Source organism: Roseovarius autotrophicus (assembly GCF_018069895.1).
Taxonomy (GTDB): domain Bacteria; phylum Pseudomonadota; class Alphaproteobacteria; order Rhodobacterales; family Rhodobacteraceae; genus Roseovarius; species Roseovarius autotrophicus.
Map to the genome: position 1 here is coordinate 242,757 of NZ_JAGQDH010000004.1, position 20,162 is coordinate 262,918.

General features: G+C 65.2%; 21 protein-coding genes. 7 read left to right on the top strand and 14 right to left on the bottom strand.

Annotation, left to right across the window (positions count from 1 at the left end; translation table 11 throughout):
* Positions 1–87 precede the first annotated feature (87 nt).
* The 3 genes from nth to KAK09_RS07340 are packed head-to-tail and all read left to right on the top strand — an operon-like array spanning position 88 to position 1,992.
* Positions 88–732, top strand: a complete 645-nt coding sequence (gene nth, locus KAK09_RS07330) for an endonuclease III (RefSeq protein WP_210878266.1) — start codon at positions 88–90, stop codon at positions 730–732.
* Positions 729–1,712 carry an adenosine kinase gene (locus KAK09_RS07335; RefSeq protein ID WP_210878267.1) on the top strand — a complete coding sequence of 328 codons (984 nt, stop codon included), beginning with the start codon at positions 729–731 and terminating at the stop codon, positions 1,710–1,712. The genes nth and KAK09_RS07335 overlap by 4 nt, the downstream gene beginning before the upstream one ends.
* A 10-nt stretch (positions 1,713–1,722) precedes the next feature.
* Positions 1,723–1,992: a DksA/TraR family C4-type zinc finger protein gene (locus KAK09_RS07340; protein ID WP_210878268.1), complete on the top strand. Its 270-nt coding sequence runs from the start codon at positions 1,723–1,725 to the stop codon at positions 1,990–1,992.
* Between the two features lie 315 nt (positions 1,993–2,307).
* Here the strand turns inward: KAK09_RS07340 and rplP are convergent, their stop codons facing one another.
* The 9 genes from rplP to KAK09_RS07385 all read right to left on the bottom strand — a co-directional run bounded on the left by rplP (position 2,308) and on the right by KAK09_RS07385 (position 8,728).
* Positions 2,308–2,721, bottom strand: a complete 414-nt coding sequence (rplP, locus tag KAK09_RS07345; protein WP_210878269.1) for a 50S ribosomal protein L16 — start codon at positions 2,719–2,721, stop codon at positions 2,308–2,310.
* A gap of 13 nt (positions 2,722–2,734) precedes the next feature.
* The gene (gene rpsC / locus KAK09_RS07350) at positions 2,735–3,442 is read right to left on the bottom strand and encodes a 30S ribosomal protein S3 (protein WP_210878270.1); all 708 of its coding nucleotides are present in this window, start codon (positions 3,440–3,442) and stop codon (positions 2,735–2,737) included.
* Positions 3,442–3,822 (bottom strand): 50S ribosomal protein L22, encoded by a 381-nt coding sequence (gene rplV, locus KAK09_RS07355; RefSeq protein ID WP_210878271.1) that lies wholly within the window; start codon positions 3,820–3,822, stop codon positions 3,442–3,444. The genes rpsC and rplV overlap by 1 nt, the downstream gene beginning before the upstream one ends.
* A 3-nt stretch (positions 3,823–3,825) precedes the next feature.
* A complete protein-coding gene (rpsS, locus tag KAK09_RS07360) occupies positions 3,826–4,104 on the bottom strand; it encodes a 30S ribosomal protein S19 (protein ID WP_210878272.1) in 279 nt (92 codons plus the stop codon).
* Positions 4,105–4,107: 3 nt separating this feature from the next.
* Entirely contained in the window at positions 4,108–4,950 is an 843-nt protein-coding gene (gene rplB, locus KAK09_RS07365) for a 50S ribosomal protein L2 (protein WP_210878273.1), read from the bottom strand.
* A 217-nt stretch (positions 4,951–5,167) separates the two neighbouring features.
* Positions 5,168–5,590: an alternative ribosome rescue aminoacyl-tRNA hydrolase ArfB gene (gene arfB, locus KAK09_RS07370; protein WP_210878274.1), complete on the bottom strand. Its 423-nt coding sequence runs from the start codon at positions 5,588–5,590 to the stop codon at positions 5,168–5,170.
* A gap of 258 nt (positions 5,591–5,848) precedes the next feature.
* Positions 5,849–6,769 (bottom strand): penicillin-insensitive murein endopeptidase, encoded by a 921-nt coding sequence (gene mepA / locus KAK09_RS07375; RefSeq protein WP_210878275.1) that lies wholly within the window; start codon positions 6,767–6,769, stop codon positions 5,849–5,851.
* On the bottom strand, positions 6,751–8,133 hold the full coding sequence (locus KAK09_RS07380; RefSeq protein WP_210878276.1) for an MFS transporter: 1,383 nt from the start codon (positions 8,131–8,133) through the stop codon (positions 6,751–6,753). Before KAK09_RS07380 ends, mepA begins: the two co-directional genes overlap by 19 nt.
* A 58-nt stretch (positions 8,134–8,191) precedes the next feature.
* On the bottom strand, positions 8,192–8,728 hold the full coding sequence (locus KAK09_RS07385) for an acyl-CoA thioesterase (protein ID WP_210878277.1): 537 nt from the start codon (positions 8,726–8,728) through the stop codon (positions 8,192–8,194).
* Positions 8,729–8,865: 137 nt separating this feature from the next.
* Here KAK09_RS07385 and KAK09_RS07390 point away from each other — a divergent pair, with 137 nt between their 5' ends.
* The 4 genes from KAK09_RS07390 (at position 8,866) to yaaA (ending at position 13,715) form a co-directional block, all read left to right on the top strand.
* On the top strand, positions 8,866–9,153 hold the full coding sequence (locus tag KAK09_RS07390; RefSeq protein WP_210878278.1) for a YggT family protein: 288 nt from the start codon (positions 8,866–8,868) through the stop codon (positions 9,151–9,153).
* 79 nt (positions 9,154–9,232) lie between these two features.
* The gene (gene recQ / locus KAK09_RS07395) at positions 9,233–11,293 is read left to right on the top strand and encodes a DNA helicase RecQ (protein WP_210878279.1); all 2,061 of its coding nucleotides are present in this window, start codon (positions 9,233–9,235) and stop codon (positions 11,291–11,293) included.
* Between the two features lie 175 nt (positions 11,294–11,468).
* The gene (gene gdhA, locus KAK09_RS07400; protein ID WP_210878280.1) at positions 11,469–12,818 is read left to right on the top strand and encodes an NADP-specific glutamate dehydrogenase; all 1,350 of its coding nucleotides are present in this window, start codon (positions 11,469–11,471) and stop codon (positions 12,816–12,818) included.
* A gap of 132 nt (positions 12,819–12,950) precedes the next feature.
* Positions 12,951–13,715, top strand: a complete 765-nt coding sequence (yaaA, locus tag KAK09_RS07405) for a peroxide stress protein YaaA (RefSeq protein ID WP_210878281.1) — start codon at positions 12,951–12,953, stop codon at positions 13,713–13,715.
* Here yaaA and KAK09_RS07410 read toward each other — a convergent pair.
* From KAK09_RS07410 to KAK09_RS07430, 5 genes are all read right to left on the bottom strand, one after another.
* Positions 13,700–15,862 (bottom strand): response regulator, encoded by a 2,163-nt coding sequence (locus KAK09_RS07410; protein WP_210878282.1) that lies wholly within the window; start codon positions 15,860–15,862, stop codon positions 13,700–13,702. The genes yaaA and KAK09_RS07410 overlap by 16 nt on opposite strands.
* Positions 15,863–15,942: 80 nt before the next feature.
* The gene (locus KAK09_RS07415) at positions 15,943–17,118 is read right to left on the bottom strand and encodes an acetyl-CoA C-acyltransferase family protein (protein ID WP_210878283.1); all 1,176 of its coding nucleotides are present in this window, start codon (positions 17,116–17,118) and stop codon (positions 15,943–15,945) included.
* A 72-nt stretch (positions 17,119–17,190) separates the two neighbouring features.
* The gene (locus KAK09_RS07420; protein ID WP_210878284.1) at positions 17,191–17,913 is read right to left on the bottom strand and encodes a metallophosphoesterase family protein; all 723 of its coding nucleotides are present in this window, start codon (positions 17,911–17,913) and stop codon (positions 17,191–17,193) included.
* A 41-nt stretch (positions 17,914–17,954) separates the two neighbouring features.
* The gene (locus tag KAK09_RS07425) at positions 17,955–19,103 is read right to left on the bottom strand and encodes an alpha-D-ribose 1-methylphosphonate 5-triphosphate diphosphatase (RefSeq protein WP_210878285.1); all 1,149 of its coding nucleotides are present in this window, start codon (positions 19,101–19,103) and stop codon (positions 17,955–17,957) included.
* Positions 19,100–19,825: an alpha/beta fold hydrolase gene (locus tag KAK09_RS07430; protein ID WP_210878286.1), complete on the bottom strand. Its 726-nt coding sequence runs from the start codon at positions 19,823–19,825 to the stop codon at positions 19,100–19,102. The genes KAK09_RS07425 and KAK09_RS07430 overlap by 4 nt, the downstream gene beginning before the upstream one ends.
* Between the last annotated feature and the right edge of the window lie 337 nt (positions 19,826–20,162).

The following is a 20,162-nucleotide window of genomic DNA, read 5'->3' on the forward strand; positions in this document are numbered from 1 at the left end:
CGGTGGTTTTGCCACAAGATAGGCCGCGCGCACGCGCCCCGCGACCCGAATGTTGCGCAATCCCCGGTTTCGCGTCATAGACAGGCCATGGTGCGCCAACTCGATTATCACACGATCCGCGAGATCTTTACCCGCTTTCAGGCGGCAGAGCCCGAGCCGAAGGGCGAGCTCGATCATGTCAACGCCTTCACCTTGCTGGTCGCGGTCGCGCTCTCTGCACAGGCGACTGACGTAGGCGTGAACCGCGCCACCCGCGCGCTCTTCCAGATCGCCGACACGCCGGACAAGATGCTGGCACTTGGCGAAGATGGGTTGATCGCCCACATCAAGACCATCGGCCTTTACCGCAACAAGGCCAGGAACGTGCTCAAACTCAGCCGCATCCTTGTCGAGGAACACGGCGGCGAGGTGCCCAATTCCCGCGCCGCGCTTCAGGCCCTGCCCGGCGTCGGGCGCAAGACCGCCAATGTCGTGCTCAACATGTGGTGGGGCCATCCGGCGCAGGCGGTCGATACCCATATCTTTCGCATCGGCAACCGCACCGGCATCTGCCCCGGCAAGGATGTCGAGGCCGTCGAACGCGCGATCGAGGACAATGTTCCCGTCGATTTCCAGCGCCACGCGCATCACTGGCTGATCCTGCATGGCCGCTATACCTGCAAGGCGCGAAAACCTGCCTGCGGCACCTGCCTGATCCGCGATCTCTGCCCCTATGAGGACAAGACCCTATGACCAAGTATCAGATTGTCGGCATCGGCAATGCCATCGTCGATGTGATCGGCCGCTGCGACGACGCCTTTCTTGCCCGCATGGGGATCGAAAAGGGCGTGATGCAACTGATCGAGACCGAACGCGCAGAATACCTCTATGATCAGATGCCCGAACGGCGGCAGATGCCCGGCGGATCGGTAGCCAATACCGTTGCGGGCCTTAGCGCGCTTGGCCTCTCGACGGCCTTCATCGGGCGTGTGAGCGACGACGCGCTTGGCCGCTATTACGCCGAGGGGATGCACGCCGTGGGCACAGAGTTCGTGAACCCGCCGCGTGCGGGTGCGCTGCCCAGCTCGCGCTCGATGATCTTCGTGACGCCCGATGGCGAGCGGTCGATGAACACATATCTTGGCATCTCGACCGACCTTGACGAGGCCGATGTGCCCGCGGCGGTGGCGGGGCAGGCGCAGATCCTCTTTCTCGAGGGCTATCTCTACGACAAACCCAAGGGTAAGGCGGCCTTCGAGGCGGCGGCGCAGGCGGCACGCGCGGGTGGTGGCAAGGCGGGCATCACGCTCTCCGATCCGTTCTGTGTCGATCGGCACCGCGAGGATTTCCGCGGGCTGGTCAGATCACTCGATTTCGTCATCGGAAACGAGCATGAATGGCGCTCACTTTACCAGACCGACGATCTTGGCGCGGCGCTGGAACAGGCCGCCGCCGAGAGCGGTCTGATCGTCTGCACGCGCTCGGGGCATGATGTGGTGATGGTCGAGGGCAACGACACTGTGACCGTGCCCGTCACACGCGTTGATCCGGTCGATACGACAGGCGCGGGCGATCAGTTCGCCGCCGGCTTCCTCTACGGTCTGGCCACGGACAGGCCGCTGGCGGTTGCCGGGCGCATGGGCTGTATCGCGGCGGCAGAGGTCATCGGCCATTACGGCGCGCGCCCCGAGGCGGATGTGGCAACACTTTTCGCGGCCGAAGGGCTGATCTGAGAGGGGCGCAATGGCGGGCGGCTGGACACGCGACGGGGCGGTGAACGAGCAGATCGAGGCATCCATTGCCGACGAACTTGAACGCCTGCGCGCCCGCCGCACCCCGCAAGGCGAGAGCCTGGCGCATTGCGCCGATTGCGGGGAGCCCATCCCCGAGGCGCGCAGGCAGGCCATTCCCGGCGTCAAGCTCTGCCTGGACTGCGCCGCCGAGCACGACCCGACGACGCGTCCGCGCGGCGGCATCAACCGGCGCGGCTCGAAGGACAGCCAGTTGAAGTAAGGCAGGGGCCTTGCCCCTCTTGGCCTTCGGCCAATTCACCCCAGGATATTTTCAGCCAGAAGAAACAACGGTTTCTTTACCATTTTCCGACAAGATCGGGGCGCGGTACAGGCGGGGACGCCGATGACCGCGCCAGGAGAAGCACGCAGGTGTTTCGCGCGGGGGGAATTTTGCGCTCTCCCCGCGTTTCTTCTGGCCTCAAATATCCCCGCCGGAGGCTCCGCCGCCTGCCACAGGCGCGATGCGCGATATGAAAAGCCCCGCGCGATCTCTCGCACGGGGCCAGTCCGTAGGGTGGGTGTCAACCCGCCGATCTTACCAGTCCTCGCGGACCACCACACGGGTCTTGATCGGCAGTTTCATCGCGGCAAGGCGCAGCGCCTCGACCGCAACCGCCTCGCCCACGCCGTCGATCTCGAACATCACGCGGCCGGGCTTGACCTTGCAGACCCAGCGATCCACCGAACCCTTGCCCTTGCCCATACGAACCTCGATGGGCTTGGCCGAGACCGGCACATCCGGGAAGATGCGGATCCAGACGCGGCCCTGACGTTTCATGTGGCGGGTCATGGCGCGGCGGGCGGCTTCGATCTGGCGCGCGGTGACACGCTCCGGCTCGGTCGCCTTGAGGCCATAGGTGCCGAAGTTCAGGTCCGAGCCGCCCTTGGCCTCGCCCTTGATGCGGCCCTTGAACTGCTTGCGGAATTTCGTGCGCTTTGGTTGAAGCATTTTTCAGTCCTCCTCAGCGACGGCCGCCGGCGCCACGGGGCGCGGGACCATCCTGGAGTTCCTGGGCCTTGCGATCACGTGCACCGGGATCGTGCTCGAGGATCTCGCCCTTGAAAATCCACACCTTGATGCCGATGATCCCGTAAGGGGTCGAGGCTTCGGCAAGGGCGTAGTCGATGTCGGCGCGCAGCGTGTGCAGCGGAACCCGGCCTTCACGATACCACTCGGTTCGGGCGATCTCGGCGCCGCCAAGGCGACCCGACACGTTCACCCGGATGCCGAGCGACCCCATGCGCATGGCGTTCTGCACCGCGCGTTTCATGGCGCGGCGGAACGACACCCGGCGCTCAAGCTGCTGCGCGATGCTTTCGGCCACAAGCGCGGCGTCAAGCTCGGGCTTGCGCACCTCGACGATGTTGAGATGCAGCTCGCTTGCGGTCATCGCGGCGAGCTTCTTGCGCAGGGTCTCGATATCGGCGCCTTTCTTGCCGATGATCACGCCGGGACGCGCGGTGTGGATCGTGACGCGGCATTTCTTGTGCGGACGCTCGATGATCACACGGCTGATGCCGGCCTGCTTGCATTCTTCCTTGATGAAATCGCGCATGGCGAGATCCTCGAGAAGAAGATTGCCGTAGTCCTTGGTGTCGGCATACCAGCGGCTATCCCAGGTGCGGTTGACCTGAAGGCGCATGCCGATCGGATTGACTTTGTTACCCATCAGGCTTGCTCCTCGAGTTGACGCACCTTGATCGTGAGTTCCGAGAACGGCTTGCGCAGCGCGCCGAACCGGCCGCGTGCGCGCGGACGACCGCGCTTGAGCACGAGGTTCTTGCCGACCCATGCCTCTGCGACGATCAGCTCGTCCACATCAAGCCCGTGGTTGTTCTCGGCATTGGCGATCGCCGATTGCAGGCACTTCTTGACGTCCTGGGCGATCCGCTTGTTCGAAAAGGTCAGGTCGGTCAGCGCCTTGTCCACCTTCTTGCCCCGGATCATCGCGGCAACGAGGTTGAGTTTCTGCGGGCTCGTGCGCAGCATGCGCAACTTGGCCATCGCTTCGTTATCCGCCACGCGGCGGGGATTCTTCTCCTTGCCCATGGCTTACTTCCTCTTCGCTTTCTTATCGGCCGCATGCCCGTAATAGGTGCGGGTGGGGGAGTATTCCCCGAACTTCTGGCCGATCATGTCCTCGGTGACGTTCACCGGGATGTGCTTGTGTCCGTTGTAGACGCCAAACGTGAGACCCACGAATTGCGGCAGGATGGTCGAGCGGCGCGACCAGATCTTGATGACTTCGTTACGCCCCGATTCGCGCGCCGCCTCGGCCTTTTTCAGGACGTAGGCATCGACGAAGGGGCCTTTCCATACAGAACGTGCCATGTGTTAGCGGCCCTTCTTCTTGGCATGACGCGAGCGCACGATGAGCTTTTGCGACGCCTTGTTCGTGTTGCGGGTGCGCGCGCCCTTGGTGGGCTTGCCCCAGGGCGTGACCGGATGACGGCCACCCGAGGTGCGGCCCTCGCCACCACCATGAGGGTGGTCGATCGGGTTCATCACCACGCCGCGGACGCTCGGGCGAATGCCCTTGTGGCGCATCCGGCCAGCCTTGCCGTAATTCTGGTTCGAGTTGTCCGGGTTGCTGACAGCGCCGACTGTGGCCATGCATTCCTGCCGCACGAGGCGCAACTCGCCCGAGGAGAGCCGGATCTGCGCATAGCCGCCATCGCGGCCGACGAATTGCGCATAGGTGCCTGCAGCGCGCGCGATCTGCCCGCCCTTGCCGGCCTTGAGCTCGATGTTGTGGACGATCGTGCCGATGGGCATCCCCGAGAACGGCATCGCGTTGCCCGGCTTGATATCGGCCTTGGCCGAAGCAATCACCTGATCACCGACAGCAAGGCGCTGCGGCGCAAGGATATAGGCCTGCTCGCCATCCTCGTAGCGGATGAGCGCGATAAAGGCGGTTCGGTTGGGATCGTATTCGATCCGCTCGACGGTTGCCGGGATGTCGAACTTGGTGCGTTTGAAATCAACGATCCGATAGAGGCGTTTCGCCCCGCCGCCCTTGCGGCGCATCGTGATTCGTCCGGTGTTGTTGCGGCCACCGTTCTTGGTCAGACCCTCGGTGAGGGCCTTGACCGGACGGCCTTTCCACAGCTCCGAACGGTCGATCAGCACCAGCCCGCGCTGGCCCGGCGTCGTCGGCTTGTACGACTTGAGTGCCATGCTTTCTGTCTTCCGTTAGCTAATGGCGGGTTGCCCCGCCTGTATGTCGGGTGGGCGGACCCACCTTTGGTTATAGGGCCCCGAAGGTCCCCGGCTCGGTTTGCTCTTGCGAACAACAGCTAAGCCCCGGACGAATCCGGGGCCTTGCGGATGGGGTCTGTTAGGGGAGAGCGGCCCCGGCGTCAAGGGTATTGCCCGGTTTTCGGTCCAATCTCGCTTATTCCTCCCCGTCTACCTTGCCGCGCAGCGCCTTGACCTCGCCGCGCACCTTCTTGGCCTTGAGGCGGCGTTTCTTCGCGCCAAGCGTGGGCCGCGTCGGGATGCGTCGCCTGGGTGCCACCAGCGCCTTCCGGATCAGTTCGGCCAGCCGCTCGCGCACGATCTCGCGGTTGCGTGCCTGGCTGCGGGTCTCGTCGCATTGCAGCACGATCGCGCCTTCCCCGGTCCAGCGCCGCCCCGCCAGCCGTTCGAGCCGCGTCTTGACCGGCGAGGGCAGGTTCGGCGAGCGCGCAGCCTCAAACCGCAACTCCACCGCGCTCGCCACCTTGTTGACATTCTGCCCACCCGGCCCCGAGGCGCGGATGAACTGCTCGGTCAACTCCCAGTCCTCGATGGCGATCTCGTCGGTGATCTTCAGCATACCCGGTCGGTCCAGTCCTTGCCCGATTGAAAAGGCCGCCCCTCGCGGAGCGGCCTTCCTGAAGTCGCGGAGGTGGGCCGGTTAGGCGCACCAATCCGAGTGGGGCCATCACGCCCCGAGGCTGCTCTAGGCGCGCGCCCCCCGAACTGTTCCGACCTCACGCTCCAATCCCTTCATAGACACTGGACCACCTCCTTTCGCTTTGTTGCCGTTGATTCAAATCTGCCACGGATCGCCCGGATTTCAAAACGAAATCTGTTACTGAGACTGGAGAACGGCCACACATTGCTGAGGCAGGTCATGAATGGTCAGGTCGCGTTTCGGCCTGGGCTTGGGCGCGTCCGGATCGGGCAGCGGCGGGTTGAGGATGTTGCGCACCCACTGATCCGCCTCGGCGCAGCCATCGCCTGACGGCGGGGCGTCCTGCGCCTCGCAACCTCTTGCTCCATCGGGGCAATTCAGCCTGACATGGAAATGGTAGTGATGCCCCCACCATGGCCGCACCTTGCGCAGCCAGGCCCGGTCGCCGGTCTCGTCGCGGCACATCTGTGCCTTGGCCCCGGCGAAAATGAAGATTCGCCCCGTGCGCGGATCGCTTGCCGCCGCCTTGACGATCTCGTGATGGGCGCGGGTCCACTGGCTGTTGGTATAGGCCCCATCGGCACGTTGCATCGACACCGAGGAGATATTTTCCCGCGCCGTGCGGCTGAGGGTCAGATCGGTGGCCGGGCGCAGCCAGATATCGATGTCGAGGCCCGACTGATGGCTCGAATGCCCCGTCAGCATCGGCCCCCCGCGCGGCTGGCTGATATCGCCCACATAAAGCCCGTTCCAACCCGGCTGCGTTGCCGCGAAACGCGACAGGTCCTTCACGAAATCAATGGCTTTCGGATGACCCCAGTTGCGGTTCCGGCTTAGGCGGACCGCCTGCCATGTCGGCCCGGTCTCGGGTAGTTCCACACCACCGGCCAGACATCCCCGTGCATAGCCGCCATGGGGCGCGGGCCCTTGCGCCGAGGCCCTCGGTTGCGCCCCGAAAAGCTGTTTCGCGGGCACACCGCGCATTGCCACGGGCACGTTCTGAGACGACACGACCGCCGCTGCGGGCGTGGTCTCTTTCGGCTCCATGCAGCCCGCAAGGGCCAGAAACAAAGTGCCGATTACCGTGACACGCGACATGGCCCGCGATCTCCCTCTGCCGTGACATAGCGTAGCAGAAAGAGGCCGATCAGGAAAAGCAGGATGACCGGGGAAATCCCAATCCGCGCACTGCCCGAAAACGTCGTAGCCAGCCCGATCAGCATCGGCGCCAGAAAGGCGGTCGCCCGCCCTGAAAGGCCGTATAGCCCGAAGTTTTCCGTGGGGCGGTCTGGGTCTGTGTGGCGCACCATGAGCGTCCGGCTCGCCGCCTGGAGCGTGCCGCCCAGCCCGCCGATAAGCACCCCGCAACCGAAGAAGATGATATCGGGCAGACGCGAACCCTCAGAGAGCGTGATGCCGAAAATCTGGCTGCGGTCCATGCTCACCACCGTCACGCAAACGAGGATCAGCCCCCATATCGCCACGGTGATCACGGGCTTGGGGCCAAAGCGTTTGTCCAGCCGTCCGCCTGCCCAACTGAACAGCGCCGCCGAGATCGCCCCGATGATGCCGAAGATCCCGACCGAGACGATCGACCATTTCAGCACCAGCACCGCATAGGTGCCACCAAACCCGTAGAGCCCGTTGAGCGCGTCACGGTAGAACATGGATGAGCCGAGATAGGCGCTGAGGCTGAGCCGGTGGCGCAACCCCTTCACCGTGCGCCAGAGCGAGCCGAGCGCCTCGGAGACCCGCGCGCCGCGCGTGGCCGGGCCGCTCTCTCGCACCCAGAGGAAATAGGGGATCATGAACAGCGCATACCACATCGCCGTGAACGGCCCCACAAGGCGCGTGCCCTCGCGCGCGTCCGCGTCCAGCCCGAACAGCGGATCAAGCCCGATCAGCGTCTTGCCCGAGGGCTGTTCGACAAAGAGCAGCAGCATGAGAAACAGCGACAGCACGCCGCCCGCATAGCCGAAGGCAAAGCCCGAGCCCGAGATCGCGCCCACCTCTTCCTCGGTGCCGAGCGAGGGAAGTTGCGCATTGATGAAGATGAGCGCGTATTCGGCCCCGATGAAGCCGAAGGCAAAGGCCATCAGCCCCCACCAGAGGTTTGACCCATCCGGCAGCATCCCCCAGATCGCCGCCGCGCCCACCACATACATGAGGGAAAACACTGCAATCCACGGCCTGCGCCTCCCGGTCCGGTCGGCAAACGCCCCCATGAACGGCGCACCAAAGCCGATGATCAGCCCCGAGATCATCAGTGCCTGCGACCACATTGTTTGCGCCCGCGCCGCCGCCGCGTCGGAATCCAGCCCGGCGCCCAGAAAATGTGCCGAGGCAACCGAGGCGAAATAGGGTCCGAAAACGAACGTGACCAACAAGGTATGATAGGGCTGGCTGGCCCAGTCGAAGAAATACCAGCCCCAAATGCGCTTGCGCTGCGATATCTCTGCCATGCCCGTTCCCGGCCTCAATTTTTCCGTGATAAGACAGGCTTGGCCCCGCACTGGCAAGCTATTCCTGCATGGGTGGCCAGGGGCGCGTATCATCGGCCGCGATCCAGGCGCGGGCCCAATCCGGCAGGGCTGGTGCCGCCTGCGTTTCCCCTAGCGCGGCCAGCACCTCCTCGGGGGGCACGATGCCCGACCGCCCGGTGACGGCCCCGCGATAGAGGATGTGGCTCGTGCACTCGCCCGTCCTGTTCCACATGGATTGCTCCAGATACATGAACCGCGCATCCCATCCGATAAGGCGCGAACGCATCTCGACCCGCTCGAACGCCCGCACCCGGCGCCGATAGCGCACACTTGCCCCGGCCATGGTCAGCCCCCAGCCCTTGCGCCGCAGCACGCCGATAAGGCCCACCCGCCCCGCCAGCGGGATACGCCCCAGATCGTAAAGCGTGAGCGTGCGCCCGTTGTTCAACTCGCGCCAGAGGTCGATATCCCAAGGCAGGCAATAATGGTAAGAGACATGGGTTCCCGTCACAGGCAGGGGTGGTGATCTGCGATGCAGGTAAAGCTGCCAGATCATGCGGGCAAAGGGATACATGGGCGGTCTCCGCGCTGTGTTGGTCCCGACCTGTCAGCCCGCGCGCGCCCCGTCAACCGCGACCGCGCGTCAGGCTTGCGCTCGGGGCGCAGCCCGCTTAGGTCTGTTCCCGACCCGGACCAGAGGACACGCGCCCCATGCAATCGCTTTTCCAGATCCTGATGTTGCTTCTCGATGTGCTGTGGTTCTTCATCATCGCGCATGTGATCATGTCATGGCTGATCAGTTTTCAGGTGCTCAACACCCGCCAGCAACTCGTGGCGCAAATCTGGTATGGGCTGAACCGGATACTGGAGCCGCTCTATGCCCCGGTGCGGCGTGTCCTGCCCCCCATGTCCGGCATCGACCTTGCGCCGCTTGCCGTGCTGATCGGTGTCTATGCCCTGCGCATCGTTCTGATGAACAACGCAGCGGTTTTTTACTGAGCCGGGGACTTGTTCACCAAATCTTAGTATGAAACAGTCTCTGCAAGAGCAGATATAGTCAAATCTTGCAGGGAACCCCATGTCCGGCGCTGCCACGCTTTTGCGCGATGTCTTCGGATTCGACGCGTTCCGCCCCGGTCAGGAAGAGATCGTGCAAACCGTCGCCGCGGGCTGCAACACGCTTGCGATCATGCCCACGGGGGGCGGCAAATCGCTCTGTTTCCAACTGCCCGCGCTTCTGCGCGACGGTGTGACGGTGGTGGTCTCGCCGCTCATCGCGCTGATGCGCGATCAGGTGCGCGCGCTGAGGGCCGTGGGTGTGGCGGCGGGCGCGCTGACCTCCGGCAATACCGAGGACGAGACAGCCGAGGTCTGGCGCGCGCTCGACGAGGCGCGGCTCAAGCTGCTTTACCTCGCCCCCGAGCGACTCGCCTCCTCGGGGACAACGGCGATGCTGCGGCGGATCGGGGTCAGCCTCATCGCCGTGGACGAGGCCCATTGCGTAAGCCAGTGGGGTCATGATTTCCGCCCCGATTACCTGCGCATCGGCGAATTGCGTCGTGCGCTAGGTGTGCCGCTCGCCGCCTTCACCGCCACCGCCGACGCCGAGACACAGGCCGAAATCGTCGAGAAACTCTTTGACGGGACCGCGCCGCAGACCTTTCTCTACGGCTTTGACCGGCCCAATATCCACCTCGCCTTTGCCCCCAAGGATACTCCCCGCCGCCAGATCCTCGATTTCGCCGCCGCGCGCCGGGGGCAATCGGGCATCGTCTATTGCGGCACGCGCGCCAGGACCGAGACGCTGGCACAGGCACTCATTGACGCCGGGCACGCCGCCTGCGCCTATCACGGCGGGATGGAGGCACCCGCCCGCCGCGCGGTGGAGGAGCGGTTCAACACCGAGGACGGGCTGATCGTCGTGGCCACGGTCGCCTTTGGCATGGGGGTGGACAAACCCGATATCCGCTGGGTCGCCCATGCCGACCTGCCCAAATCCATCGAGAGTTATTATCAGGAGATCGGGCGTGCAGGCCGTGACGGCGCCCCCGCCGAGACGCTGACGCTTTACGGTCCCGACGATATCCGCCTGCGCCGCAACCAGATCGACGAGGGGCTGGCCCCGCCCGAGCGCCGCCGCGCCGATCACGGACGGCTCAATGCGCTTCTTGGTCTGGCCGAGGCGCTGGAATGCCGCCGTATGAGCCTCTTGCGCTATTTCGCGGAGGAGGCCAACCCTTGCGGCAATTGCGATCTGTGCGACGCCCCACCCGAGACCTTTGACGGCACCGAGGCGGTGCGCATGGCGCTTTCGGCGATCCTGCGCACGGGCGAAAGCTTTGGCGCGGGCCATCTCATCGACATCCTGACCGGCACCGCCACCGAAAAGGTGCGCACGCGCGGCCATGATGCGCTGCCGACCTTCGGTGTCGGGCGCGCCCATGACAAACGGCTCTGGCAGGGGGTGTTCCGGCAGATGATGGGGCACGACCTTGTGCGCCCTGACCCCGAGCGCCACGGCGCGCTGGTGATGTGCGAGGCCGCGCGCCCGATCCTGCGCGGCGAGGCCACGATCCGGCTGCGGCGCGACACCCTCAAGGCCGCCGCCCGCCCCGCGCCCCGCGCGCTGGTCGCGGACGAGGACGCGCCGCTGCTCTCGGCGCTCAAGGCGAAACGCCGCGCTCTGGCAGAGGCAGCGGGCGTTCCCGCCTATATCGTCTTCACCGACCGCACGCTGATAGAGATGGCCGAGACGCGCCCCGACACGCTTGATGCCATGGCACGGATCGGCGGCGTGGGGGCAACCAAGTTGGATCGTTACGGCGGGGCCTTTCTCGAGGTCATCACCGGCGCGACAGAGGAAATGCACCCCACCCGCCGCAAACTCGCCGGGCGGCCCGAGGGCGCGCTTTATGACCGGCTGGCAGAGGTGAGCCGCGATCTGGCGCGCGGGGATTGCGGCACGCTCCGGCCGCTGTCCTGCACCCATTCCACGCTGCGCCAGATCGCCGAACGGCGGCCCGCGACGCTCGACGCGCTTGAGCGGATGCCGGGCATGGGACCGCAAAGGACCGAACGCTTTGGCGCGGCGTTCCTGGATGTTCTGACGATGAGTGACGAGGCCGTTGGCCATCGCTGATCCATAGCCCTGCGGCAAAGTGTGCTCTGGACAATGTCGGGCCGATGCCATGTTCCGTTGCTTAAATTTCAGGCTATCTGCTCACAAACCGCACACAATAAACGCCAGTGCTGCATGGCATGGGCCGGGTCTGAAACAGACTGAAAAACAACCGGCAACAAGGGACAGATCCACCATGAGCATTGACGAAAAACTTGAACCCGTCTTTTCGACAGTCCTGAAACGCAATCCCGGCGAGGCCGAGTTCCATCAAGCGCTCCGCGAGGTGATGGAAAGCCTTGGCCGCGTGATCGCCAAGCACCCCGGCTATCTTGAACAGGGCCTGATCGACCGGCTGTGCGAACCCGAGCGCCAGATCATCTTTCGCGTGCCATGGACCGATGACAAGGGTCAGGTCCACGTCAATCGCGGCTTTCGCGTGCAATACAATTCGGCGCTCGGCCCCTACAAGGGCGGATTGCGGTTCCACCCGTCGGTGAACCTGTCGATCATCAAGTTTCTCGGCTTCGAGCAGATTTTCAAGAACGCGCTCACCGGCCTGCCGATCGGCGGCGGCAAGGGCGGCTCTGATTTCGACCCCAAGGACCGTTCGGACGGCGAAATCATGCGCTTCTGCCAGTCCTTTATGACCGAACTTTACCGCCATATCAGCGACAAGACCGACGTGCCTGCGGGCGATATCGGCGTCGGCGGGCGCGAGGTGGGCTGGATGTTCGGCCAGTATCGGCGCCTGACCAACCGCTATGAGGCGGGCGTTCTGACCGGCAAGGGGCTGAGCTACGGCGGCTCGCTCGCGCGCACCGAGGCCACGGGATATGGCACAGTCTATTTCGCGAAGGCCATGCTGGAACGGATCGGAGAGGATTTCGAGGGACGGCGCACGGTCGTCTCCGGCTCTGGCAACGTGGCGATCTACGCGGTCGAGAAGGCGCAGAAATTTGGCGCCATGGTCGTGGCGATGTCCGATAGCGGTGGCTATGTCGTGGACGAGGACGGCATCGACCTCGATCTTGTGAAAGATATCAAGGAACGTCGCCGCGCGCGGATCTCCGAATATGTCAAGGAGCGCAAGGGGGCAAAGTTCTATCCCTCCGACAAGGGTTCGATCTGGGATGTGCCCTGCGAGATCGTCCTGCCCTGCGCCACCCAGAACGAGCTTAACGCCGCCCATGCCCGCGCGCTCATCGGGAATGGCGCTCGGCTGGTGGCGGAAGGGGCCAACATGCCCTGCACCCCCGACGCGGTCGAAACGTTCCAGAAGGCGGGTATTCTGTTTGCGCCCGGCAAGGCGGCCAATGCCGGCGGCGTGGCGACCTCGGCGCTGGAAATGCAGCAGAATGCCAGCCGCGACGCATGGACCTTCGAGGTGACGAAGGACCGGCTTGGCCTGATCATGCGCAACATCCACGACACCTGCGCCGACACCGCCGAGGAATACGGTGCGCCGGGCGACTATGTGCTGGGGGCCAATATCGGCGGTTTCATCCGCGTGGCCGAGGCGATGCGCGCACAGGGCGTGATCTGATCGCGTAAGGCGGAACGCGACGGATCCCGCGCTCCCCGATTTCCGGCTTGAAGCGCCCCCGCACGCCGTTACATCGTGGCGTGCGGGGCCTGCTCTGGCACTGACGGAAATCCGTGGAGAATGAGGAAAAGAATGCTGATCGTCGTTTCGCCCGCCAAGAAGATGGACATGGCCCCGATCACGGGCATCACCGCCACGCGCCCCGAGTTTCGTGGTGAGGCAGAGAAACTGGCGCAGGTGGCGCGCGGGCTTGATGCCGAGGGCTTGCAAAAGCTCATGAAGATTTCAGAAAACCTCGCGCGACTCAACGCCGGCCGGTTCGCAGCCTTTGGCTCGATGGACGAGAAACCCGCCGCGCTCGCCTTTGCGGGCGACACCTACCAGGGGCTGGAAGCCGGATCGCTCGACCCTGACGAGATGGCCTGGGCGCAGGATCATCTGCGTATTCTCTCGGGGCTTTATGGCGTGTTGCGCCCGCTTGATGCGATCGAGCCCTACCGGCTCGAAATGGGCAGCCGGCTGGCGACGGAACGGGGCCGGACGCTCTATGACTTCTGGGGCAACCGGATTGCAAAGGCGTTGAAGGATCAGGCCAGAGAGATCCGGACCGAGACCCTCGTGAACTGCGCCAGTCAGGAATATTTCGGCGCGGTCGATAAAGCGGCCCTTGGCCTTCGGGTGATCACGCCGGTGTTCATGGAAGCGCGCGGTGGCGAGGCGAAGATCGTGAGTTTTTACGCCAAGCGCGCGCGCGGCGCGATGGCGCGGTTCATCATCCAGAAGCGCCTGAGCGATCCGGCCAGCCTTTTGGATTTCGACACCGGCGGCTATGCCCATGCGCCTGACCTTTCGGAACCCGACCGCCCCGTGTTCCTGCGCGATCAGCCTGCCACCTGAACCACCTCGGCCTCGGGCGGGCGCGCATCGAACGGCGCGGCGGCGCGGATGTGATCGACGATGACCGCGCGCGACAGCGGCTTGGTCAGGTAGTGGTCCAGCCCGGCGGCGAGGATATCGGCATCGTCGCCGCTCATGGCATGAGCCGTCATCGCCACGATGGGCACATGCCCACCTTCGCGCGCCTCGATGGTTCGGATGGCGCGGGTGGCCTCCTTGCCGTCCATTTCGGGCATCGAGATGTCCATGAACACGATATCGGGTGCGAGGCTCTGGAACAGCGCCACCGCTTCGCGCCCGTTCTCGGCGAAATGCAGGTCGATATCGAGCGCCTGCACCATCTTTGAGAACACCAGACGATTGGTCTTGTTGTCCTCGGCGGCCAGCACACGCATGGCGCGCGCCGGGTCGGCGGGCGCGCCATCGGGGGGCGCGAGGGCCGCGAGCGCCGCGATCAGATCGCGCCGCGCCAGCGGCCTTTGGAGCACCGCCTGCAAGAGGGTGCGCACCGGGTGCTGCGCAAGGCTGCCGGAACTTGCGGTCAGCAGAATGATCGGCATGGCGTGCCCGGCCCCGCGCAGCGCCTGCGTAAGCTCGATCCCGTCCATACCGCTCATCGCATGGGCGGTGACCACAAGATCGGCACCCGGTGCAATATCAAGCGCCGCAGCCCCGTTCCGGCACGCGGTCACCACAAACCCGAGCGCGCCAAGCTGACGTTCGAGCAGCGCCCGGCTGATGTCGTGCGGCTCTACCACAAGCGCGCGCCGCAGGCCGGGGGCAAGCGGCAACCCCTCAGGCTGGCCCGCCTCGGCGACCGGCAGAAGCAAAGAGAACCCGAAAGTCGAGCCTTGCCCCGGCTCGGATTCCACCCAGATGTCGCCGCCCATGAGACGCACCAGTTTCCGCGTGATCGAAAGGCCCAGCCCGGTGCCCTCGAACTTGCGGCTTTGCGCGTCGTCCACCTGGTTGAACTCGCCGAATATGTGGCCAATCTTGTCGGCGGGAATGCCGATGCCGGTATCCTCGATGCTGATGCGCAGATCGACCTCCGCCCCCTCGCCCGCCTGCACCCCGGTCACGCGGATCAACACATGACCGGCCTCTGTAAACTTGACCGCATTGCCCAGAAGGTTGGTCAGAATCTGCCGAACCCGTCCAGGATCGCCCACAAGCCGCGTCGGCAGGAACAGATCGTAATCCACCAGCAGATCTATGCCCTTGTCGCGGGCATGGGCCTGCATCAGCGTCACCAACTCCTGTATGCACACCTCGAGATCGAATGGCTCAGGGTGCAGCACCAGTTTGTCGGCCTCGATCTTGGAGTAGTCGAGCACATCGTTGATGATGACCAGCAGCGCCTCGGCGGAGTGCCTGATCGTGTTGACATACAGGCTCTGTTCTTCGTCCAGCGTGCTTTCCATCAACAGGTCGGCCATGCCCACCACCCCGTTGAGCGGCGTGCGGATCTCGTGACTCATGTTGGCGAGAAAGGCCGATTTGGCGCGACTTGCGGCCTCGGCGCGGCGGCGCGCCTCCCTCAACTCCTTCTCCTGGCGGATGGATCCGGTGATGTTATGCACAAGGCTGACCACGTCGCCGCCATGGCCGCGCTGATCGATGAGGCGGATATACTGCCCGTTCCACAGCCGCAGCACCTCGGGCTGGGGTGTTGTGCCCTGCCAGCGGTCGAGCATCCGCTCGCGCCAGCCCTGCGGGGTCATATCGCCAATGTTGACGATCCCCTCCTCGGTGATGATCTGGAGGATTTCAACATAGCTGATCCCCGGTTTCACATCCTCGATGCCTTCGAACACCGCAAGCCAGGCGTGGTTGGCCGCGATCATCCGGCTGTCGGCGTCAAAAAAGGCAAAGCCGCCCTCGATGGTCTGGATCGAATGCCAGAGCCGCCGCTCGGCGATCTCGATCTTCTGGTGGGCCACGGTGAGGTCGGACTTGACGCGCCGGTTCTCGTCGCGAACCTCGGCCACCTCGGCGCGGGTCTCGTGAATCTCGTGGCTGAGCGCGCGCGCATGCAGTCCAAGCTTGCGGTTGGCGTCCTGCAATTCGGCCTGTTTTTGTTCCAGCAAACGTTCGGCGGCCAGTCGCGCGCGCCGCTCCTCGGCCAGCTTGTTTGCCAGGCTCATGCCCCTCCTCCGCGATGCCGGATGGTGTTTGGCCCACCATCCGGCATCGCGGTGAAGATTGGCTTAACGCGGCTCGTGCCTCACAGCGCCTCGATGGCCAGCGCGATGCCCTGCCCGCCGCCGATGCACATGGTGATGATGGCGCGTTTTCCACCTGTGCGCTCCAGCTCATAGAGCGCCTTGATGGTGAGGATCGCCCCGGTCGCGCCCACCGGATGCCCAAGCGCGATGGCCCCGCCATTGGGGTTGACGCGGCCCGCGTCAAGGCCAAGCCCCTTGTTGACGGCAAGCGCCTGAGCGGCGAAGGCCTCGTTCGATTCGATCACGTCGAAATCGGCGGCGGTCAGACCGATGCGCGCCAGCAGCTTTTCCACCGCCGGAACCGGGCCGATCCCCATGACCTCGGGGCGCACCCCGGCATGGGCATAGCCGAGCACACGCGCGCGCGGCTTCAGCCCGGCCTTTTCCGCCGCCTCGGCGCGCGCAAGCACCACCGCCGCCGCGCCATCGTTGATGCCGCTGGCGTTGCCCGCAGTCACGCTGCCATCCTTCTGGAACACAGCTTTCAGGCCGGCGAGCGCCTCGGGCGTGGTGGCCTTGGGGTGTTCATCGGTGTCAAAGGCCACGGTATCGCGTTTGACGCGCACCTCTACCGGCACGATCTGTGACTTGAACCGCCCTTCGGAGATCGCCAGCGCCGCGCGGCGCTGGCTTTCGAGCGCAAAGGCGTCCTGATCGGAGCGGCTGATGCCGTGTTCGGCGGCCACGTTCTCGGCGGTCACGCCCATATGGCCGGTGCCGAAGGGGCAGTTGAGCGCGCCGAGCATCATGTCGAGCGTCTTGATATCGCCCATCTTGGCGCCCCAGCGCTGATCGGGGATGATGAACGGCGAGCGGCTCATGTTCTCGGCCCCGCCGGCTAGGCCGAAATCGGCATCGCCAAGCGCGAGCGACTGGATCACCGAGACGATCGCCTGCGCGCCCGAGCCGCAAAGCCGGTTGACGTTCATCGCAGGCGCGGTGTCGGGGATACCGGCCTCGATGGCGGCGACGCGGCTGAGATACATGTCGCGCGGCTCGGTGTTGATGACATGACCATAGACCACATGGCCGATCTGTCCGCCTTCCACACCCGCGCGGCTGAGCGCCTCCTTGGCAACAATGGCCCCAAGCTTGCCCGGCGGTGTCCCCGCCAGCGCGCCGCCAAAGGTGCCGATTGCCGTGCGGCACCCGTCGAGAATCACGATATCGTCCATGGTTGTCCTCCACTCTTCAAGCCTGAGGGCAGATTGGCTATGCGGCTACGGCATTGCAAGGGCGATGTCCGGTCACGACGGGGCGAGCGGCATCCGTCCCGTCTCTGACAAAAGCCAGCAGTCCCGCCCCTCGAACACCGCCGGCCAGAGCGGGCGGCCATAGGCCGCGCCGCCGTCAAGGTCGATCCGGTTGCCGAAATGTGTGGGGTGGTCGAGCGCGGTATGGCCGTGCACCACAAGCCAGGGATGCGGCCCGACATGGTCGAGAAATCCGTCTCGGATCCACAAAAGATCGGCGGGGTCCTGACCGCTCAGCGGCAATCCGGGCCTGATCCCGGCATGGACAAAGAGCATCTCGCCTGTGTCGTGCCAATAGGGCAGGCGCGCCAGCCAGTCACGATGCGCGCGCGGCACGGCGGCGCGGGCCTCGGACCATGCGGGCGCGCCTTCACTCGCCCGCACCCCGTAGGAGGCCAGCGTCCCGGCCCCGCCCAGCCGGGGATGCAGCCATGACTTTCCCGACAAGATACGCGGCGAATGGATCGTCCCGTGATCGAGGAAATCGAGAAAAAGCTGATCGTGATTACCGCGCAGCACGGTCCAGTCGCGCCCTTCGGCCTGTCCTGCCATCAGCCGCTCGATCACCGCGCGGCTGTCGGATCCGCGATCCACCAGATCGCCCAGAAAGATCACCCGCGCACCCGGCCCGCCATCGGCCTCGATCCGCTCGAGCGCCTCATCGAGCAGGGCATCCTGCCCGTGAATGTCGGGAATGGCATAGATGGGCTCTGTCATGCGCGCAGAAAGGCCAGAGTGCGCGGCGATTGTCCAGCCCGTCAGCCCAGAAACCGCGCCGCCGCCACGCCGGTCAGATAGCTGATGCGCCCGCCCGCGATGGTGGCCCCGATCCGGCGCGTGGCCCGCTCGATCACCACCAGATCGGCGCGGCTGCCCTCGGCCAGCGTGCCGCGATCCGCAAGCCCCATGATCCGCGCGGGGCCGGAGGAAACCAGCGCCCAGGCCGCCACCAGATCGCAGATGCCCTCATCGACAAGGCAGAACGCCGCGCGCGCCAGCGAAGGCGCGTGATAATCCGAGGCCAGCGCATCGACGAGGCCCAAGGCCACCATCGCGCGCGCGCCCGCATTGCCCTTGTGCGAGCCGCCCCGCACCAGATTGGGCGCGCCCATGATCACCGCATCACCTTGCGCGCGGGCGGCCCGGGCGGCGGCCACCGTCTCGGGGAATTCCGCGATATGCGCGCCAAGGGCATGGGCGGCGCGGCGGTCCTCGGCGGTGGCATCGTCATGGCTGCCAAGGCGCACGCCCTGCGCGCGCAGCCGCGCGGCCAGCGCGGCGAGGCGGTCCGGCACCTCGGGCATCCGCCCGTGCAGTTCCTGCAACAGCGCCTGATGCGCCTCCGGGCTGCGTCCGGCCTTGAGCGCCTGCCCGGTCAGGCGCGGCGGGCGCGCAGCCCTTGCCAGCGCGTCATGCGGCAGGTGATCGTTGAACACGACGTGGCCCACGCCATGCCGCGCCACCATCTCCTCCAGCGCCGGGTAATCCTCGAACGCTGTCACCTCCAGCCGCAACTGCACCCGCAGATCGGTGGCCACCTCGGCGCGCACCGCGTCAAGCGCGTCCAGCATCCGCGCGGCAAAACCCGCGCCGCGCATCCCGCCCTCCCAACTGAGGAACTGCGCCAGCACCGCCGTGGTGATGCCATGCGCGGCCAACTCCGCCTCGGCGCTCAACAGCCCCGCGCCAAGGTCCGAGAGCGCGCCGCGCCGGGGTGCCAGGTGATGCTCGAACCCGTCGCCATGCAGATCAATGAGACCAGGCAGGATCATGAACCCTGACAGGTCCACGACTCGCCCGCCCCGCCCCGTCACGATCCGGCCTCCGTCAAGCGCCAGATTGCCGGGACCGGGGCCAGCGGGCCAGAGCACCTCGGCCCCACGCAGCGTCAGCGACAGCGCCCTCATTCCAGCAGCCGGTCGGTCAGCGCGTCGCCAAGCGTCAATTCGTGGTCGAACCGGCCATGGGAGAGAAATTCCAGCACCTGCGCCATGACCAGCGGGTTGTTCATCATGAACGTATGCGTCACCGGCAGGGTGATGTGATCGGCCATGCCCTCGATCATGGTCGAGGCGACCGAAACCTTGCCATCGTCCGGCCCCTCGATCAGGTTCGAATAGATCGGGTTAAGCGAGCGGTTACCGGCGATCACGCCAAGCTCGAAATCCACCGGCGGCAGACCCTCGGCAAAGCTCTCTCGGCCGGTGTAGAGTTGTTGCGCCGCAGGTCCGTTGATCCAGGAAAAAAGCTCGAACCCGCCCAACTCGTCCACCAACTCGCTGCCGTGATTGGGCGGCGCGAGCATGACCACACGGCCAAGGGTCTCGGGCCGGTTGTCGCGCAGCCAGTGACGCAGAAGGATGCCGCCCATGGAATGGGTGACGAAATGCACGGTCGTCTCGCCACAGACCCGCAAGGCAAAGGGCAGCGTCTCGCGCGCGAGACGGTCTATGTCGGCCTCGGTGGAGCGGTAGCCGGGGCTGAACACGTCATATCCCTTGACCTCGAGCACCTCCTGCATCAGCAGAAACGAGGCCTCGGAACGGGCAAGACCATGGAGCAGCACCACGCAATCGGCGCGGGCGGGCGGGCTCCAGAGCAGGAGGGCAAGAAGGGCAAGGCGGATCATGGTGCGGAGATAGGGGGTAAGGACGCCCTTGAACAGGGGCGATGTGTCATCCTCCGGTTCGGTCGGAGGATCTCTTGCAACAAGGAGATCCCCGCCTTCGCGGGGATGACGGGGGGTGTCTTGTGCTCTGTCATCCTCTGGCTCGACCAGAGGATCTCCGGTCGGCGCAAGATCCCCGCCTTCGCGGGGATGACGCGGGCGGGGGGCCATCCCCATAGGCGCTAACTTAAGCCCTGAGCCATTTGCGGTATTCTCTGTCTGGTTGGTTGACTGAGGCGATATGCGACGGATTGGAGACCTGTCCTGCAGACATGCATTTTGAGCGGACCGATGATCG

Coding starts and splice junctions, on each gene's coding strand:
- nth (WP_210878266.1), top strand. CDS start 88: ATGGTGCGCCAACTCGATTATCACACGATCCGCGAGATCTTTACCCGC.
- KAK09_RS07335 (WP_210878267.1), top strand. CDS start 729: ATGACCAAGTATCAGATTGTCGGCATCGGCAATGCCATCGTCGATGTG.
- KAK09_RS07340 (WP_210878268.1), top strand. CDS start 1,723: ATGGCGGGCGGCTGGACACGCGACGGGGCGGTGAACGAGCAGATCGAG.
- rplP (WP_210878269.1), bottom strand. CDS start 2,721: ATGCTTCAACCAAAGCGCACGAAATTCCGCAAGCAGTTCAAGGGCCGC.
- rpsC (WP_210878270.1), bottom strand. CDS start 3,442: ATGGGTAACAAAGTCAATCCGATCGGCATGCGCCTTCAGGTCAACCGC.
- rplV (WP_210878271.1), bottom strand. CDS start 3,822: ATGGGCAAGGAGAAGAATCCCCGCCGCGTGGCGGATAACGAAGCGATG.
- rpsS (WP_210878272.1), bottom strand. CDS start 4,104: ATGGCACGTTCTGTATGGAAAGGCCCCTTCGTCGATGCCTACGTCCTG.
- rplB (WP_210878273.1), bottom strand. CDS start 4,950: ATGGCACTCAAGTCGTACAAGCCGACGACGCCGGGCCAGCGCGGGCTG.
- arfB (WP_210878274.1), bottom strand. CDS start 5,590: ATGCTGAAGATCACCGACGAGATCGCCATCGAGGACTGGGAGTTGACC.
- mepA (WP_210878275.1), bottom strand. CDS start 6,769: ATGTCGCGTGTCACGGTAATCGGCACTTTGTTTCTGGCCCTTGCGGGC.
- KAK09_RS07380 (WP_210878276.1), bottom strand. CDS start 8,133: ATGGCAGAGATATCGCAGCGCAAGCGCATTTGGGGCTGGTATTTCTTC.
- KAK09_RS07385 (WP_210878277.1), bottom strand. CDS start 8,728: ATGTATCCCTTTGCCCGCATGATCTGGCAGCTTTACCTGCATCGCAGA.
- KAK09_RS07390 (WP_210878278.1), top strand. CDS start 8,866: ATGCAATCGCTTTTCCAGATCCTGATGTTGCTTCTCGATGTGCTGTGG.
- recQ (WP_210878279.1), top strand. CDS start 9,233: ATGTCCGGCGCTGCCACGCTTTTGCGCGATGTCTTCGGATTCGACGCG.
- gdhA (WP_210878280.1), top strand. CDS start 11,469: ATGAGCATTGACGAAAAACTTGAACCCGTCTTTTCGACAGTCCTGAAA.
- yaaA (WP_210878281.1), top strand. CDS start 12,951: ATGCTGATCGTCGTTTCGCCCGCCAAGAAGATGGACATGGCCCCGATC.
- KAK09_RS07410 (WP_210878282.1), bottom strand. CDS start 15,862: ATGAGCCTGGCAAACAAGCTGGCCGAGGAGCGGCGCGCGCGACTGGCC.
- KAK09_RS07415 (WP_210878283.1), bottom strand. CDS start 17,118: ATGGACGATATCGTGATTCTCGACGGGTGCCGCACGGCAATCGGCACC.
- KAK09_RS07420 (WP_210878284.1), bottom strand. CDS start 17,913: ATGACAGAGCCCATCTATGCCATTCCCGACATTCACGGGCAGGATGCC.
- KAK09_RS07425 (WP_210878285.1), bottom strand. CDS start 19,103: ATGAGGGCGCTGTCGCTGACGCTGCGTGGGGCCGAGGTGCTCTGGCCC.
- KAK09_RS07430 (WP_210878286.1), bottom strand. CDS start 19,825: ATGATCCGCCTTGCCCTTCTTGCCCTCCTGCTCTGGAGCCCGCCCGCC.